This window comes from Micromonospora sp. ATLC20 (assembly GCF_057196585.1).
In genome coordinates this window covers 113509-127474 of the sequence record NZ_JBXUOV010000002.1, presented here as the reverse complement: position 1 = coordinate 127474, position 13966 = coordinate 113509, and the positions used below count along the sequence as shown (strand labels likewise).

Here is a 13966-nt window from a genome sequence, read left to right as displayed (position 1 = left end):
CGGGAGCCCTTCTGCTCAGCGACCCGCTCGACGACCTTGGCCAGCTTGTCCGCGTCGGTGACCGACACGGTGAGCTGCTCGACCGCCGGGGCCGCCGCGGCCGGAGCCGGGTTGAGCGAGTTCGGCCGGACGGTGACCAGCGGCAGACCCTTGGTGACCTTGGACTTGACGATGGTGGAGCCGGCGAACGCCACCTGGGTGGCGGTGCCGTCGGCGGCCAGGCCGACCACGTCGGTCAGGATCCCGTTGTCCAGCTTCACCGCCAGGCGAGCGGCGATCTCCTTGCCCTCCTGCGACGAGGCGAGCAGCACGGCAGCCGGCTGGACACGCTTGACCAACTCGGCGACCACAGTCGCCTTCGGGGCCACCAGGTAACCGTCGATCTCCTCACCCTCGGCCGCGTAGATCTTCTCCGCGCCGTACTCACCGAGCTTGGCGCTCAGCGCCTGCGCGGCGCCGGCGCCACCGAGGACCACAGCGCTCGGGGTGCCCAGATCGCGGGCGAGGGTGAGCATCTCCAGGGTGACCTTCTTGACGCCGAACTCCCGGGTGGCTTCGACGACGACGAGAACCTCAGACATGTCAGTGACCTCTCACACGAACTTCTCGGTGGCGAGGAACTCGACCAGCTTCACGCCGCCCTCGCCCTCGTCGGTGATCTTCTCGCCGCCGGAACGCGGCGGACGCTTGGAGTGCTCCACCACAGCGCTGGTAGCACCGTCGAAGCCCACCTCAGCCGGAGCCACGCCCAGGTCGCCCAGCGACAGCGTCTGCACCGGCTTCTTCTTGGCGGCCATGATGCCCTTGAAGGACGGGTAACGCGGCTCGTTGATGGTGTCCCAGACGGAGACCACCGCCGGGGTCGAGGCGGTGACCACCTCGTAGCCCTCCTCGGTCTGCCGCTCCACAGTCAGACCGGACCCGTCGACGGTGAGCTTGCGGGCGCCGGTCAGAGCAGCCACACCCAGCCGCTCGGCGATCATGTGCGGCATGACCTGCACCCGGCCGTCGGTCGACTCGGCACCACAGATGACCAGGTCGGCGCCGAGCTGACCGAGGGCGGCGGCGAGCACCTTCGAGGTGGCCACCGCGCAGGAGCCGTGCAGGGCGTCGTCGACGACGTGGACGGCCTTGTCCGGGCCCATGGACAGCGCCTTACGGATCGACTCGGTCGCCCGGTCCGGACCCATGGTCAGGATGGTGACCTCACCGCCGTGCGCCTCCTTGATCTTCAACGCCTCCTCGATGGCGTACTCGTCCATCTCGTTGATGACGTTGTTCGCCGAACCGCGGTCGACGGTGTTGTCGTCAGAACGCAGGCTGCGGTCCGCGCCCGAATCAGGCACCTGCTTGACGAGTACGACGATATTCATCGCTTCGATCACCCTTCCTGTCTCGCGGCATCACGCATGCTCCGGGCGTCCTGGCCGCCGAGGGAGTCACTGCCCACCTCGGCATTGTGCGCGTGGGCCACGTGGTGCAGCCCGAACACCGAATCCATCCCGTCCCGCAGGCCCATGAGGTCCTCGGCCTGGTTGACCGCCTTCTTGGTCAGCGCAAGACCCAGACGCGGCATCTGTGCGATCCGTGCGGCGAGCCCCATGACCTCCGCCTCGAGCTGGTCTCTGGCGACCACCCGGTTGACCATGCCGAGCTCGGCGGCGCGCGCCGCCGGCATCCGGTCGCCGGTGAAGAGGAACTCCTTGGCGAAGCGCGGACCCATCACCCACGGGTGGGCGAAGTACTCGACGCCGGGGATCCCCATGCGGACGACCGGATCGGCGAAGAACGCGTCGTCCGAGGCGACGATCAGGTCGCAGGACCAGGCGAGCATGAGGCCCCCGGCGATGCACGCTCCCTGCACCATCGCGATCATCGGCTTGGGCAGCTCACGCCAGCGGCGGCACATCCCGAGGTACACCTCGGACTCCCGGGCGAACCGGCTGTCGGCCCCGGCCTTGCCCACATGGTCCCACCACAGGCCGGCACGCCGGTCGAACGACGAGTCGATGTCCCGGCCCGGCGTGCCGATGTCGTGGCCGGCCGAGAAGTGCTTGCCCGCGCCCGCCAGGACGACGACCTTCACCTCGTCGTCCGCGGCCGCGCGGTAGAACGCGTCGTCGAGCGCGTAGGTCATCGCCGAGTTCTGCGCGTTGCGGTACTCCGGCCGGTTCATCGTCACGACGGCCACCGGCCCTCGCGTCTCGTACCGGACGACCTCCGCCGCCTGCGGGTCCACGCCGCTGGTCTCGCTCATCTGGATCTCCTTCTCACGGGTCGGGTGTACGTCGTGCGGGGCCGGCGGTCAGGACGCGGGGCGCACGCCGGTCAGGCCGACACCGAGATCGTCCAGCAGAGCCGCCCGGTGCCAGGCGGCGCTGCCCCACGACGACTCCAGAGCCCACGACCGCTTGAGGAACAGGTGCAGGTCGTACTCGGTCGTGTAACCGATCGCGCCGTGGCACTGCAGAGCGGCCCGGCCCACGACGTGCGCCGCATCGGACGCCAGCGCCTTGGCCGTCGCAAGGGAGCGCAGCCGGCCCGGGACGCCCGCGGCCAGCTCGAACCCGGCCGTCGCCACCACCGGCGCGGCGAACTCCAGGTGCAGCAGCGCCGTGGCGAGGTGGTGCTTGACCGCTTGGAAGCTGCCGATCGGCACCCCGAACTGCTCCCTGGTGCGGACGTGCTCGACCGTGAGTTCGAGCATCCGTCGGGACAGCCCGATGAGTTCGGCCGAGGTCGCCAGCACCCCCCGCTCCCAGGCCAGCCGCACCACCTGCGGGTCGTCCACTGTCGCCACGAGCCGCGCGGCGGCGTACCCGGTCAGGTCCAGCGCGACGTCCACCGACGGCGATGTCGACGCCGCCGCGTCGGACACGTCGAGAATCTCGATGCGCCCCGTCCCACCGAAGCCGCCACGCAGCACCAGGTCGACACCGGAACCGAACGCGACATGCCCGGTCTCCGCAGGGTCGGCGCCGACCGTGAGGCCCCCGTCGACAAGCTTCGCCAGCAGGTCCGGGGCGCCCGCGGCGAGCACCGCCGGGGCGACCGCGAGGGTCGCCGTGAGCGGCAGCGGCGGGGCGGCGTACCCGATCTGCGCGAAGACCGACACGAGGTGGTTCTCGTCCAGGCCCAGCCCGCCGTCGTCCTCGGCCACCAGCAGCCCCGCCACGCCGAGACCGGCCAGGCTCTCGGCCAGTGCGGCCACCTGCGCCGATCCGGCTCCGGCACGTACCGTCTGCGGCGGGCACCGGTCGGTGAGCACCTGACGGACGACCGCCTCCAGCTCCCGCTGCTCGTCACTCGGAGCGAAACGCACGCCTGATCACCTCCTCGGCAGACCGAGCAGGCGCTCGGCGATGATGTTGCGCTGGATCTCGTTGGTGCCCGCGTAGATCGGACCCGACAGCGAGAACTGGTAGCCGCGGGTCCACGGCCCGTCGACGAGCGCGTCCGGGCCGAGCAGTTCCAGCGCCGTCTCGTGCAACGCGATGTCCATCTCGGACCAGAAGACCTTGTTGAGGCTCGAACGCGCGCCGGCCGGACGACCCTCGACGATGTCGGTGACCTGAGCCAGCGTGAACTGCTGGTAGGCGTGCGCCTGCATCCACGAGCGCGCCACCCGGTCGCGGAGCAGGTCGGTCGCCGCCTCCCCCCGCTCGCCCGCGAGCGCCACGAGCGCGGCTGCCGCCTTGAGGAAACGCCCCGGTGAGCGCAGCGTCAGTCCCCGCTCCGAGCCGGTCGTCGACATCGCGACCGACCAGCCCTGGTCGACGCCGCCGAGGACCGCCGAGTCCGGTACGAACGCGTTCTCGAAGAACACGTCGGCGAAGCCCTCGTCACCGTCGAGCCGGTCGAACCCGCGCACCGTCACGCCCGGGGTGTCCAGCGACACGAGGAAGTACGTCAGTCCCCGGTGCCGCTGCGCCTGCGGATCGGTACGGAACAGCCCGAACAGGTGGGTGCAGAACGCGCCCCGGGTCGACCAGGTCTTCTGCCCGCTCAGGCGCCACCCGCCGGCCTGCTCGTCCCGCACCGCCCGGGAGGTGATCCCCGCCAGGTCGCTGCCCGCGCCCGGCTCCGACCAGCCCTGGGCCCACAGGTCCTGCGCCGCCGCCATCCGCGGCAGCAGCTCGTCCTGCTGCTGCTTCGTGCCGAACTCGAAGATCGTCGGGGCCAGCAGGAAGATGCCGTTCTGCGTCACCCGCTGCGGCGCGCCGGCCCGGTAGTACTCCTCCTCGAAGATGAGCCACTGCCAGATCGAAGCCTCGCGGCCGCCGTACTCCTGCGGCCACGACACGACCGACCACCGGTCCGCGTGCAGTGCCCGCTCCCACTCCAGGTGGGCGGCGAAGCCCGCCGCGGTGTCCCCGGAGGGCAGCGGCTGCCGCGGCACGTTCGCGGCAAGCCAGTCGCGGGCCTCCGCACGGAACTGCTCGTCCTGCGCCGACCAGGTCAGATCCATCTCAGTCCCGTCCCGTCCCGGTGGAAACCGTCGGCGGCGTGTCGCGGTAGCGACGTAGTTGCGTACGCGCCACGGTGCGCAGGTGTACCTCGTCCGGGCCGTCGGCGATGCCGAGGATGCGGGCGCTGGCCCACATCCGGGCGATCGGGAAGTCGTCGGTGACCCCACCGCCGCCGTGCGCCTGGATCGAACGGTCCAGCACGTTGCGGGCGACCCGGGGCGCGACGACCTTGATCGCGGCGATCTCGGTCGCGGCGCCCTGGATCCCGACCTGGTCGATGAGCCACGCCGCCTTGAGCACGAGCAGGCGGGCCTGCTCGATCTCCATCCGGGACTCGGCGATCCAGTTCCGCACCACGCCCTGGTCGGAGATCGGACCGCCGAACGCCTCGCGGGCCATCGTCCGGCGCACCATCAGCTCGAGGCCCCGCTCGGCCATGCCGACGCAGCGCATCGCGTGGTGGATGCGGCCCGGGCCGAGGCGGGCCTGGGCGATCGCGAACCCCTCGCCCTCGGCGCCGAGCAGGTTCGTCACCGGCACCCGCACGTCGTCGAACCGGATCTCGCAGTGGCCGTGCTGGTCGTGGTAACCGAAGATCGGCAGCGAACGCAGAATCGTCACCCCGGGGGTGTCGACCGGCACGAGGATCATGGACTGCTGCCGGTAGACGGCCGCCTCCGGGTCCGTCTTGCCCATCAGCACGAGGATGGCGCAGCGCGGGTCCGCGGCGCCGGTCGTCCACCACTTGCGTCCGTTGATGACGTACTCGTCGCCGTCACGCACGATCGAGGTGGCGATGTTGCGCGCGTCGGAGGAGGCCACGTCCGGCTCGGTCATCGAGAAGCCGGAGCGCATCGTGCCGTCGAGCAACGGGGTGAGCCACCGCTGCTTCTGCTCGGGCGTGCCGAACATGTGCAGCAGCTCCATGTTGCCGGTGTCCGGCGCGGCACAGTTGATCGCCTCGGGGGCGAGGTAGGGCGAGCGTCCGGTCTCCTCGGCCAGGTAGGCGTACTCGACGTTGGTGAGGCCCGACAGGTCGGGCAGGAAGAGGTTCCACAGCCCCAGCTTGCGCGCCGTCGCCTTCAGCTCCTCGACGACCGGCGGCAGGACGTGGGACACCCCGCCGTTCTCGCGGGCCGCGGCGGCGAGCTCGGTGGCGTACACCTTCTCGGCGGGGTAGACGTGCTCGGCCATGAACGTGCGCAACGTCGCGAGCAGCTCGCTCGCGCGCGGGCCGGGGCCGAGGTCCATCCGGGTCAGGTCGGTCGCGTCAGCCACCGTCACTCCTTGCCTGAGCTCGTGCGGAGGGCGATCTTGCCGCGAGCGCCCCGGTTCAGCACCGTGCCGAGCGCGCGAGCGGCCTCCTCCAGCGGGAAGACCTCGCTGACGTGCGGCCTCAGCCGGCCGGCGGCGATCCACTCCAGCACCGTCGTCATGTTGGCGGCGTTCGCCGCCGGGTCGCGCCTGGCCCAGGCGCCCCAGAGGACCCCCAGCACCGCGCCCTCGGTGAGCAGCAACCGGTTGAGCTTGACCTGCGGGATCGCACCCGCCGCGTAGCCGACGGTGAGGAACCTCCCGGCCCACGCGAGGGTACGCAGCGCCGCGGTGGCGGCGTCGCCACCGACGGGGTCGTAGACGACGTCGGCGCCGGCGTCGCCGGTCAGTGCCCGCACCGTCGCTGTCAGGTCGTCGTAGCCGATGGCGTGGTCGGCCCCGTGCGCCAGGCACAGCTCACGCTTGTCCTCGCTCGACGCGGCCGCGATCACTGTCGCGCCGAGGGCCTTTCCGATCTGCACGGCGGTGAGGCCGACGCCGCCGGAGGCGCCGAGCACGAGCAGCGTCTCGCCGGCGGCGAGGCCGGCCCGGTCGACGAGGCCGTGGTAGGACGTGCCGTAGACGACGGGGATCGTGCCGGCCTCGACGAGGTCGACGCCCTCGGGCAACGGGTGAACCATGCGGGCGTCGACCAGCACCTGGGTGGCGTAGCCGCCGATGCCGCAGAAGCCGATGACGCGGGTGCCGACGGGCGGGCCGGTCACTCCGTCGCCGAGCGCCGCGACCGTGCCGGCGACCTCGCAGCCGGGCACGAACGGCAGCTCCGGCTTGGTCTGGTAGGTGCCGGCGACGATGAGGCCGTCGGGGAAGTTCACCCCGGCGCCGACGACGTCGACGAGCACCTGCCCCGGTCCGGGCTGCGGCTGCGGCCCGTCCACGACCGTGAGCACCTCCGGACCGCCGAGCTCGCGGACCACAATCGACCGCACGGCTCAGTCCTCGCTGCCCGGGCGCGCCGCCTTGTCGGTGCCGGCGAACTCGTCGCGGATCCGGTCGGCGACCCCGGTGAGGTTGAGCTCGTAGGTGAAGCCCTGCTCGAAGCGGTAGCTGCGGTTGACGTCCCACAGGTCGATGCCGTTGAGCGAGGCCTTGGCGGCCCGGATCACGGTGGGGTCCTTCTCGGCGATCCGGGTCGCGACGGCGAGCGCCGCCGCGCGCAGCTCCTCACGGGCTACGACACTGTGCACCGAGCCGTACGCGTGCAGCTCCTGGGCGGTGGCGGTGGCCGAGGTGTAGACCATGGCGCGCATCCGGTGCTGGGGCACCATCCGGGACAGGTGGGTGGCCGCGCCGAGGGCGCCGCGGTCGACCTCGGGAAGGCCGAAGGTGGCGTCGTCGGAGGCGACGATGACGTCGGAGTTGCCGACCAGGCCGATGCCGCCGCCGAGGCAGAAGCCGTGGACGGCGGTGACGACCGGGACGGGGCACTCGTAGACGGCCTTGAACGCGGCGTAGCACCCGCGGTTGGCGCCGAGCAGCGCGGTGAAGCCGTCGGTGTGCTGCATCTCCTTGATGTCGACGCCGGCGTTGAAGCCGCGGCCCTCGGCGCGCAGCAGGACGACACGCACCGACTCGTCAGCGCCGGCGGCGTCGAGGGCGGCGGCGAGCGCGAACCAGCCGGCCACCGGCAGCGCGTTGACCGGCGGGTTGTCCACGACGATCTCGGCGATCCCGTCGGGGTGCACGGTCGCCGTCACCGGCGCGTGGCTCGTGGGACTCATCCTTGCTCCTCGGTGCTCTCGGGCTGCTCGCCGGCCTCGGGGGTCGCGTCGCCGACGGTGGCGTCGAAGGGCAGCACGAACGTCGCCCACACGGTGACGGCCGTGTCGCCGGTCTGCCGCCGGCAGGTCAGCTCGATGTCGACGCGGCCCTCATGGCCGTCCTCACTTTCGAGCACGTAGGTGCGCAGCGGAACGCCTTCGAGAGTGAGGACGTCGCCGGGCCACACCTGGGCCAGGAACCGGATGCGGAAATCACGCACGTTGGGGCCGCCGAGCCAGTCGGTGGCGTAGGTGCCGAGCAGGCTGGCCTGCCACATGCCCACCGAGAAAGGGCTGGGGAACCCTGCGGCCCGAGCGAAGACCTCGTCGTGGTGGATCGGGTTCATGTCGCCCGAGGCACCCTGGTAGCGGACGAAGTCGGTGCGGGTCACCGGGCCGTAGGCGCGCGCCGGAGGGGTCGCCGGGACGGGCAGGACGACCTCGGTCGTACGGGGCTGGGCGGTGGCCGTCGTGTCGCTCATGCGGACGCTCCGTCCCCGGTAATCGGCGGGCGGGCCGTCTCGACACCGGTGAGCTTGGCGCGGGCGACGAGACGCCCGGTCTCGTCGTGGAAGTCGGTGTACATCACGGCGAAGGTCATCTCACCGCCGCGACGCCCCACCTTGGTGTAGATCTCGCCGATGCGCGACTGGCAGGTGAGCCTGGTACCGGCGCGGGGCGGCTCGCCGAAGAAGGTGTACTGCTGCTCGGCGTGCAGGCCGCGCTGCTGGTCGAGTTCGACCGCGGACCACGGGTTGGAGTCCTCGCCCTGCCAGAAGAAGGTCGTCGTGAGGAACGTCGGCTGTACGACCGGGTTCTCCTCCCGCAGGTAGGCCGCGTCAGCCGCTCCGGTGGCCAGCGCGAACTCGCGGATCTTGCCGCGTTCGACGTCGAGCCGGAAGGGGGCGCCGGTGACGCCCTGCGCGTCGGGGTTGGCCACGACGAGCTCCTTTCGTTGGTCCGCGCGAGCCGGCACGGGTCGCCGGCACGCAGCGGGTGGTCACGGGTGCTGGCTCGAGACGGACACGACCTCGCCGGTCATGTACGACGAGTAGTCACTGGCGAGGAAGACGATGACGTTGGCGATCTCCCACGGCGTCGCGGCCCGGCCGAACGCCTCCTGGGCCGAGAGCTGGGCGAGCAGCTCGTCGCTGGTCACCTTGGCCAGATGGGCGTGCATCGCGATGCTCGGGGACACCGCGTTGACCCGGATGCCGTGCTCGGCGACGTCGAGGGCCGCGCAGCGGGTCAGCGCCATGACTCCGGCCTTGGCCGCTGCGTAGTGCGCCTGCCCCTTCTGCGCGCGCCAGCCGATGACGGAGGCGTTGTTGACGATGACCCCCTTGCCGGCCGGGATCATGTGCCGCAGCACCGACCGGGTCGCCTTGAACGTCGAGGTCAGGGTCACCGACAGCACGGAGTCCCATTGTTCGTCGGTCATGTCCTGCACCGCCGCGGTGCCGCCGAGGCCGGCGTTGTTGACGAGTACGTCGATGCCGCCGAACTCCGCGGCGACGGTGTCCATCAGGTGGTCGAGCTGGGCCTGGTCGGTGACGTCGCACGGCACCGCGAGCGGCCGGGTCCCGGTGAGGCGCTCGATCTCGTCGGCCGACGCGGCGAGGCGGCGCTCGTGGCGGTCGCTGATGGCGACACGCGCGCCTTCCTCCGCGGCGCGGCGGGCCGTCGAGAAGCCGATGCCGGTGCCGGCCGCGGCGGTGACGAGCACCGAGCGCCCGGAGAGCAGCCCGTGGGCGGGGCCGGCCCAGTCGGCGATGTCGGTGTGACCAGTGTCAGACACGGGTGGCCATCTCCTTCGCGATCTCCTCGACGGTCCAGCGGGCACCCTTGTCGATGGTCCAGTCGTAGCTCCACGGCGCGCAGCGACGGATCTCGCCGCCCTTGGCGTAGTACACCTCGCCGGTCACCGGCGCGCCGGCGGTGAGCAGCCAGGCGACGAGTGGCGAGACGTTGCCCGGGTGGTAGACGTCGAACGCGGCGGGGTCGGCCGGGGCGGCGACCATCTCGCCGATGCCGGGCAGGTCCTGGGTCATCCGGGTACGCGCGACCGGGACGATCGCGTTGACGCGTACGCCGTAGCGGCCGATCTCCTGGGCGAGGATGACGGTGAGGGCGGCGATGCCGGCCTTGCCCGCGCCGTAGTTCGTCTGCCCGACGGCGCCGATGATGCCCGAGGTCGACGAGACGTTGACGATCGAGGCGACCGGCTGGTTGCCGGCCTTGGACTCGGTGCGCCAGTGGTCGGCGAACACCCGGCACGGCGCGAACGTCGCGCGTAGCTGGCCACGGATGACCGCGTCCCAGTCGTCCTCGCTCATGTTGACGAACATCCGGTCCCGCAGGATGCCGGCGTTGTTGACGAGGCCGTCGACGCGTCCGTAGGTGTCGCGGGCGAGCGCGAGCAGTTCGCGGGCGCCCTCGGTGGTAGCGACGTCCGCGGCGCTGGCCACGGCTTGCCCGCCGGCGTTCGTGATCTCGGCAACGACGGCCTCGATGACCGAGGGCTCGCTGCCGGTGCCGTCGGCGGCGGCGCCGGTGTCGGCGGCGACGACCGAGGCGCCTTCGGCGGCGGCGAGCAGGGCGTGCTCACGGCCGAGGCCGCGGCCGGCACCGGTGACGACGACGACGCGTCCCTGCAGTGCTCCCATGACTAGTCCTCCTTGTGCGCGACCGGCGTCGACGTGACCGGCGCGGGCACGCCGAGTCGGTCGAGGGTCCGGGTGGCCTCGTCGATGATGCGGTCGATGAGTTCGGCGACGCTCGGGACGTCGGCGATGAGTCCGACGACCTGACCGGTGGCCATGACGCCGAGGTCGGTCCTGCCCTCCAACAGGGCCGACCGGTAGAGCATCGGAGCGTTGGCCGCCATGACGACCTGGCTCCACGTCAGGTCGTGGGCCTTGCGCATGGCCAGGCCCTCGCGGACCATGTCGCCCCACGGCGTGCCGGACAGCTTCCGGAAGGCGAAGGCGTTGCGTACGGCCCGCAGCAGCCGGCCGGCGGCGGAGGTGCGCTCCAGCTCCTCGATCGTTCCGGCACGCAGCACGCGCTGCGGCACGCCGTCGACCTGCAGGGTCAGCACGGTGTCGTTGACCGTCTTGGACAGGTAGACGTCCTTGACCGATGGCTGGACCGGCGAGTCGCTGGTGAGCAGGAAGCGGGTGCCCATGGCGATGCCCTCGGCACCGTAGGCGAGCGCGGCGACGAGGCCGCGGCCGTCGAAGAAGCCACCGGCGGCGATGACCGGGATGTCGACGGCGTCGACGACCTGGGGCAGCAGCAGGCTGGTGGGCACCCCGCCGGTGTGGCCGCCGCCCTCCCCACCCTGCACGATGACGGCGTCGGCGCCCCACGCGGCGACCTTCTCGGCGTGGCGGCGTGCGCCGATCGACGGGACGACGACGAGCCCGGCGTCCTTGCACTTGGCGATGAGTTCCTGCTTGGGGGCCAGGGCGAAGGAGGCGACCTTGACGCCGGCCGAGATGAGCAGGTCGATGCGCTTGGCGACGTCCGGCTGGTCGGCGCGGATGTTGACGCCGAAGGGCGCGTCCGTGCCGGCCTGGATCTGCTCGACGGCCACCACGAGCTCGTCGTAGGAGAGCAGGCCGGCCGCGAGGATGCCCAGCCCGCCGGCGTTGGCCGTCGCGGTGGTCAGACGCACGTCGGAGACGTAGCCCATGCCGGTCTGGACGATCGGGTACCGCACCCCGAACAGGTCGGTCGCGCGGGTACGCAGCGTCGGGTGCAGCCCGTGGCCTTGGCTCATGCCGGGATCTCGCGGTCGCGCAGCGAGCGGGGGTCGATGACCTCGCGGATGAGGCGCAGCTCCTCGGCGCTCGGCTCGCGGGTGGCCGGGACCTCACCCTCGACGTGCACGGCACAGCCGGTGGCGGCGTGGAACTCCTCGATCGTGACGCCGGGGTGCAGGCTGAGCAGCCGCATCGTGCCGTCGGGGCCGCCGAAGTCGAGGACCGCGAGGTTGGTGACGACGCGCCGCAGCTCGTGGTGGGCGCTCGCGGCCGGGCCGGCGGCCCGGGCGCTGTCGGTGCCGACGCCGGAGACCATGTCGACGGTCCGGACGAAGCTGCGCGTGGAGTGGTTGGGCACCCAGTAGCTGGTCGGGTGGTAGATGCTGTTGCCGGGGGCGCCGCGCACGCCGAGCAGCTGCACCTTGGGCCGGGCGTAGTCGCCGATGGCCGAGATGTTGGTGTTGCCGTGCCCGTCGATCTGGACCGGGATCATCATGACGTGTCGCTTGCCGTGCCAGACGAGGTCGAAGATGGTGCGGAACGGGCTCCAGCCCTCGATGACGACGCCCTCAGTGGCGTGCGGGTCCGCGCCGATCGCCCAGGAGCCGGAGACGAAGTGGGCCTCACCGTCGGTGAGCAGCAGGTCGGGGGCGACGGTGAGCCGGGCGAGGCGGACGCCGATGGCCGGGATCGTGCCGAAGGCGCTGGCGATGGACTCGCCGTCGCCGGCGAACGTGTCCGCCACGGCGACCGCGCAGTACTCGGCGCGGGTCACCGGCGCGTCGGCGGTGGTGGCGCTGCCCATGGGCTGGTCCGCGGACTCGGTGGCGGCGCTGCTCATGCGACCTCCTCGGCTCGGGCGGCGACGGCCGCCTGGTAGTCATCTTCGGTACCGGACAGGTACCGCTTCTCGAACTTGGCCCAGGCCTGCGGGTCGCCGGCGGCCTTGACGTACTCACGCTGGAAGGCCTCGTCGCGCTCGTAGTCGGGGGCACAGGAGGTGAAGTGCGCGCCGTTCGGGGTCTCGACGACGCCGGCGACGAGCTGACGGTTGATCTTGATGGTCGCCGAGTGCCCGGCGGCGCTCAGCTCGGCCGTGGGCACGATCCGCTCGCAGGACATGAAGGCCTGGTCCGCGGCGAGGCAGTAGAGGTCGTCGAAGTACGGGTCGGGCCCGAGGAACTGGCCGTTGCCCTGGGCGTCGGCGCGGTTCATGTGCACGAGGGCCGCGTCGAGGCGCAGCGGCGGCATCGCCACGAGCCGCTCGGTGCCGTACGGGTCCTGGACGAGCTTGAGGTCGGGGTTGTGCTTCAGGACGTCGGACCCGAGCCCGGCGCGGGTGGGCAGGAAGGGCAGGCGGATGCCGGCGGCGTACAGCCCCCACTGGAGCATGCCCTCGTCGTACTCGGCGACCTCGACGGCGCCGTTCTGCCGCGCGGCGCGGAAGTGCGGGTCGAGGGCGATGCTGTCGAGGGAGACGAAACCGAAGACGACCTTCCTGACCTTGCCGGCGGCGCAGAGCAGCCCGACGTCCGGCCCGCCGTAGCTGACCACGGCCAGGTCCTTGAGGTCGGAGCGCAGGATCTCGCGCACGAGGGCCATGGGCTTGCGCCGTGAGCCCCAGCCCCCGATGCCGATGGTCATCCCGGATTCGAGCCGCGACACGATGTCGCGAGCTGTCAGAGTCTTGTCGGCCATGTGTCCCTCATCGTTGCGTCTGTCGGAGCACTGCCCGAGCGGTGCTGAGCAGCGCGAAGGGCGAGTCGCGTGCCGGGCATCCACGGCCGGTCGCCATGTAGCAAGCGCTTGGTTGGTACCCTAACAGCCCCAGGGGAAGGGTCAAGACCCTGCGGCGAAGGAGGACGGCAGATGGACACCGTGGTGCGCGAGCGTGTCGGCGCGGTGGGAGTCATCAGGATCAATCGGCCGCAGGTACGCAACGCCCTCGATCCCGACACCCTCCTGGCGATGACCGACGCCCTGCTCGGATACGACGCGGACCCGGGCGTACGCGCGGTCGTGCTGACCGGCACCGGCGAGTTGTCCTTCAGCGCGGGGATGGACCTGCGCGCCGCGGCCGAGGGGCGCCTGGTCGACGTGGCCCGCAGCCCGCTGACGCTGCTGCGCGGCGGCTACCGCAAGCCGGTCATCGCCGCGGTCAACGGGCCCGCCGTCGGCGGCGGCTTCGAACTCGCCCTCGCCTGCGACCTCGTCGTCGCGGCCGAGCACGCCTACTTCGCGCTGCCCGAGGTGGGGCGCGGCATCGCCGCCACCGAGGGCGGCACCGACCTGCCGCGTCGCGTGCCGGTCGCCGTAGCCCTGGAACTCGGGCTGACCGCCGAACCGCTTCCGGCGGCCCGGGCCCACGAGCTGGGCCTGGTCAACGCCGTGGTCCCCGCCGGCGAGGTCCTTCCGCGAGCGCTGCGGCTGGGCGCCCGGATCGCGACCCACTCCCCTGCGGCGGTGCGGGCGACCAAGCGGCTCATGCACCTGAGCCTGGACCCCCGCGTGGACGATCTCGCCGCGGTCAACCGGCTCGCGACCCTCGAACTTCTCGCCGGCACGGACGCCGCCGAGGGCGCGGCCGCGTTCGTCGCCAAGCGGGCGCCGCGATGGGCGGACGCGCCCTGAGCGC

At 71.8% G+C, this 13966-nt stretch carries 16 protein-coding genes; 1 reads left to right on the top strand and 15 read right to left on the bottom strand.

From position 1 onward, the window contains the following. The 15 genes from AC2CHG_RS01485 to AC2CHG_RS01415 form a co-directional block, all read right to left on the bottom strand. The coding region (locus AC2CHG_RS01485; protein WP_484524012.1) for an electron transfer flavoprotein subunit alpha/FixB family protein at positions 1-581 on the bottom strand (581 nt) is incomplete at its 3' end. A 12-nt stretch (positions 582-593) separates the two neighbouring features. After that, on the bottom strand, positions 594-1373 hold the full coding sequence (locus AC2CHG_RS01480; protein WP_484524011.1) for an electron transfer flavoprotein subunit beta/FixA family protein: 780 nt from the start codon (positions 1371-1373) through the stop codon (positions 594-596). 8 nt (positions 1374-1381) lie between these two features. Continuing rightward, the gene (locus AC2CHG_RS01475; protein ID WP_484524010.1) at positions 1382-2257 is read right to left on the bottom strand and encodes an enoyl-CoA hydratase; all 876 of its coding nucleotides are present in this window, start codon (positions 2255-2257) and stop codon (positions 1382-1384) included. 48 nt (positions 2258-2305) lie between these two features. Beyond that, the gene (locus AC2CHG_RS01470) at positions 2306-3322 is read right to left on the bottom strand and encodes an acyl-CoA dehydrogenase family protein (RefSeq protein WP_484524009.1); all 1017 of its coding nucleotides are present in this window, start codon (positions 3320-3322) and stop codon (positions 2306-2308) included. Between the two features lie 6 nt (positions 3323-3328). Further along, entirely contained in the window at positions 3329-4468 is a 1140-nt protein-coding gene (locus AC2CHG_RS01465; RefSeq protein ID WP_484524008.1) for an acyl-CoA dehydrogenase family protein, read from the bottom strand. 1 nt (position 4469) lies between these two features. Then, positions 4470-5720 carry an acyl-CoA dehydrogenase family protein gene (locus AC2CHG_RS01460; RefSeq protein ID WP_262013854.1) on the bottom strand — a complete coding sequence of 417 codons (1251 nt, stop codon included), beginning with the start codon at positions 5718-5720 and terminating at the stop codon, positions 4470-4472. Positions 5721-5749: 29 nt separating this feature from the next. After that, positions 5750-6733 (bottom strand): NADPH:quinone oxidoreductase family protein, encoded by a 984-nt coding sequence (locus tag AC2CHG_RS01455; RefSeq protein WP_366624326.1) that lies wholly within the window; start codon positions 6731-6733, stop codon positions 5750-5752. A gap of 3 nt (positions 6734-6736) precedes the next feature. Further along, a complete protein-coding gene (locus AC2CHG_RS01450) occupies positions 6737-7525 on the bottom strand; it encodes an enoyl-CoA hydratase family protein (protein ID WP_484524007.1) in 789 nt (262 codons plus the stop codon). Continuing rightward, positions 7522-8046 carry a MaoC/PaaZ C-terminal domain-containing protein gene (locus tag AC2CHG_RS01445; protein WP_262013839.1) on the bottom strand — a complete coding sequence of 175 codons (525 nt, stop codon included), beginning with the start codon at positions 8044-8046 and terminating at the stop codon, positions 7522-7524. The genes AC2CHG_RS01450 and AC2CHG_RS01445 overlap by 4 nt, the downstream gene beginning before the upstream one ends. Continuing rightward, positions 8043-8504 (bottom strand): MaoC family dehydratase N-terminal domain-containing protein, encoded by a 462-nt coding sequence (locus AC2CHG_RS01440; RefSeq protein ID WP_262013838.1) that lies wholly within the window; start codon positions 8502-8504, stop codon positions 8043-8045. Before AC2CHG_RS01440 ends, AC2CHG_RS01445 begins: the two co-directional genes overlap by 4 nt. Before the next feature lie 60 nt (positions 8505-8564). Further along, positions 8565-9362: an SDR family oxidoreductase gene (locus AC2CHG_RS01435; protein WP_262013837.1), complete on the bottom strand. Its 798-nt coding sequence runs from the start codon at positions 9360-9362 to the stop codon at positions 8565-8567. Beyond that, entirely contained in the window at positions 9355-10230 is an 876-nt protein-coding gene (locus tag AC2CHG_RS01430; RefSeq protein WP_484524006.1) for an SDR family NAD(P)-dependent oxidoreductase, read from the bottom strand. The genes AC2CHG_RS01435 and AC2CHG_RS01430 overlap by 8 nt, the downstream gene beginning before the upstream one ends. Before the next feature lie 2 nt (positions 10231-10232). Beyond that, the gene (locus tag AC2CHG_RS01425; RefSeq protein WP_402813081.1) at positions 10233-11348 is read right to left on the bottom strand and encodes an NAD(P)H-dependent flavin oxidoreductase; all 1116 of its coding nucleotides are present in this window, start codon (positions 11346-11348) and stop codon (positions 10233-10235) included. Then, the gene (locus AC2CHG_RS01420) at positions 11345-12136 is read right to left on the bottom strand and encodes a CoA-transferase subunit beta (RefSeq protein ID WP_366624339.1); all 792 of its coding nucleotides are present in this window, start codon (positions 12134-12136) and stop codon (positions 11345-11347) included. Before AC2CHG_RS01420 ends, AC2CHG_RS01425 begins: the two co-directional genes overlap by 4 nt. A 32-nt stretch (positions 12137-12168) precedes the next feature. Continuing rightward, positions 12169-13029, bottom strand: coding sequence for a CoA transferase subunit A (locus tag AC2CHG_RS01415; RefSeq protein WP_484524005.1), 861 nt, complete (start codon positions 13027-13029; stop codon positions 12169-12171). 171 nt (positions 13030-13200) lie between these two features. On the opposite strand from AC2CHG_RS01415, the gene AC2CHG_RS01410 reads away from it, so the two are divergent. Further along, entirely contained in the window at positions 13201-13962 is a 762-nt protein-coding gene (locus AC2CHG_RS01410; RefSeq protein ID WP_484524004.1) for an enoyl-CoA hydratase/isomerase family protein, read from the top strand. Positions 13963-13966 lie beyond the last annotated feature (4 nt).

Bases quoted from the DNA above. Each gene is read 5' to 3' on its own strand.
- AC2CHG_RS01480 (WP_484524011.1), bottom strand. From the start codon at position 1,373: ATGAATATCGTCGTACTCGTCAAGCAGGTGCCTGATTCGGGCGCGGAC.
- AC2CHG_RS01475 (WP_484524010.1), bottom strand. From the start codon at position 2,257: ATGAGCGAGACCAGCGGCGTGGACCCGCAGGCGGCGGAGGTCGTCCGG.
- AC2CHG_RS01465 (WP_484524008.1), bottom strand. From the start codon at position 4,468: ATGGATCTGACCTGGTCGGCGCAGGACGAGCAGTTCCGTGCGGAGGCC.
- AC2CHG_RS01460 (WP_262013854.1), bottom strand. From the start codon at position 5,720: ATGGACCTCGGCCCCGGCCCGCGCGCGAGCGAGCTGCTCGCGACGTTG.
- AC2CHG_RS01450 (WP_484524007.1), bottom strand. From the start codon at position 7,525: ATGAGTCCCACGAGCCACGCGCCGGTGACGGCGACCGTGCACCCCGAC.
- AC2CHG_RS01445 (WP_262013839.1), bottom strand. From the start codon at position 8,046: ATGAGCGACACGACGGCCACCGCCCAGCCCCGTACGACCGAGGTCGTC.
- AC2CHG_RS01430 (WP_484524006.1), bottom strand. From the start codon at position 10,230: ATGGGAGCACTGCAGGGACGCGTCGTCGTCGTCACCGGTGCCGGCCGC.
- AC2CHG_RS01425 (WP_402813081.1), bottom strand. From the start codon at position 11,348: ATGAGCCAAGGCCACGGGCTGCACCCGACGCTGCGTACCCGCGCGACC.
- AC2CHG_RS01420 (WP_366624339.1), bottom strand. From the start codon at position 12,136: ATGGGCAGCGCCACCACCGCCGACGCGCCGGTGACCCGCGCCGAGTAC.
- AC2CHG_RS01415 (WP_484524005.1), bottom strand. From the start codon at position 13,029: ATGGCCGACAAGACTCTGACAGCTCGCGACATCGTGTCGCGGCTCGAA.
- AC2CHG_RS01410 (WP_484524004.1), top strand. From the start codon at position 13,201: ATGGACACCGTGGTGCGCGAGCGTGTCGGCGCGGTGGGAGTCATCAGG.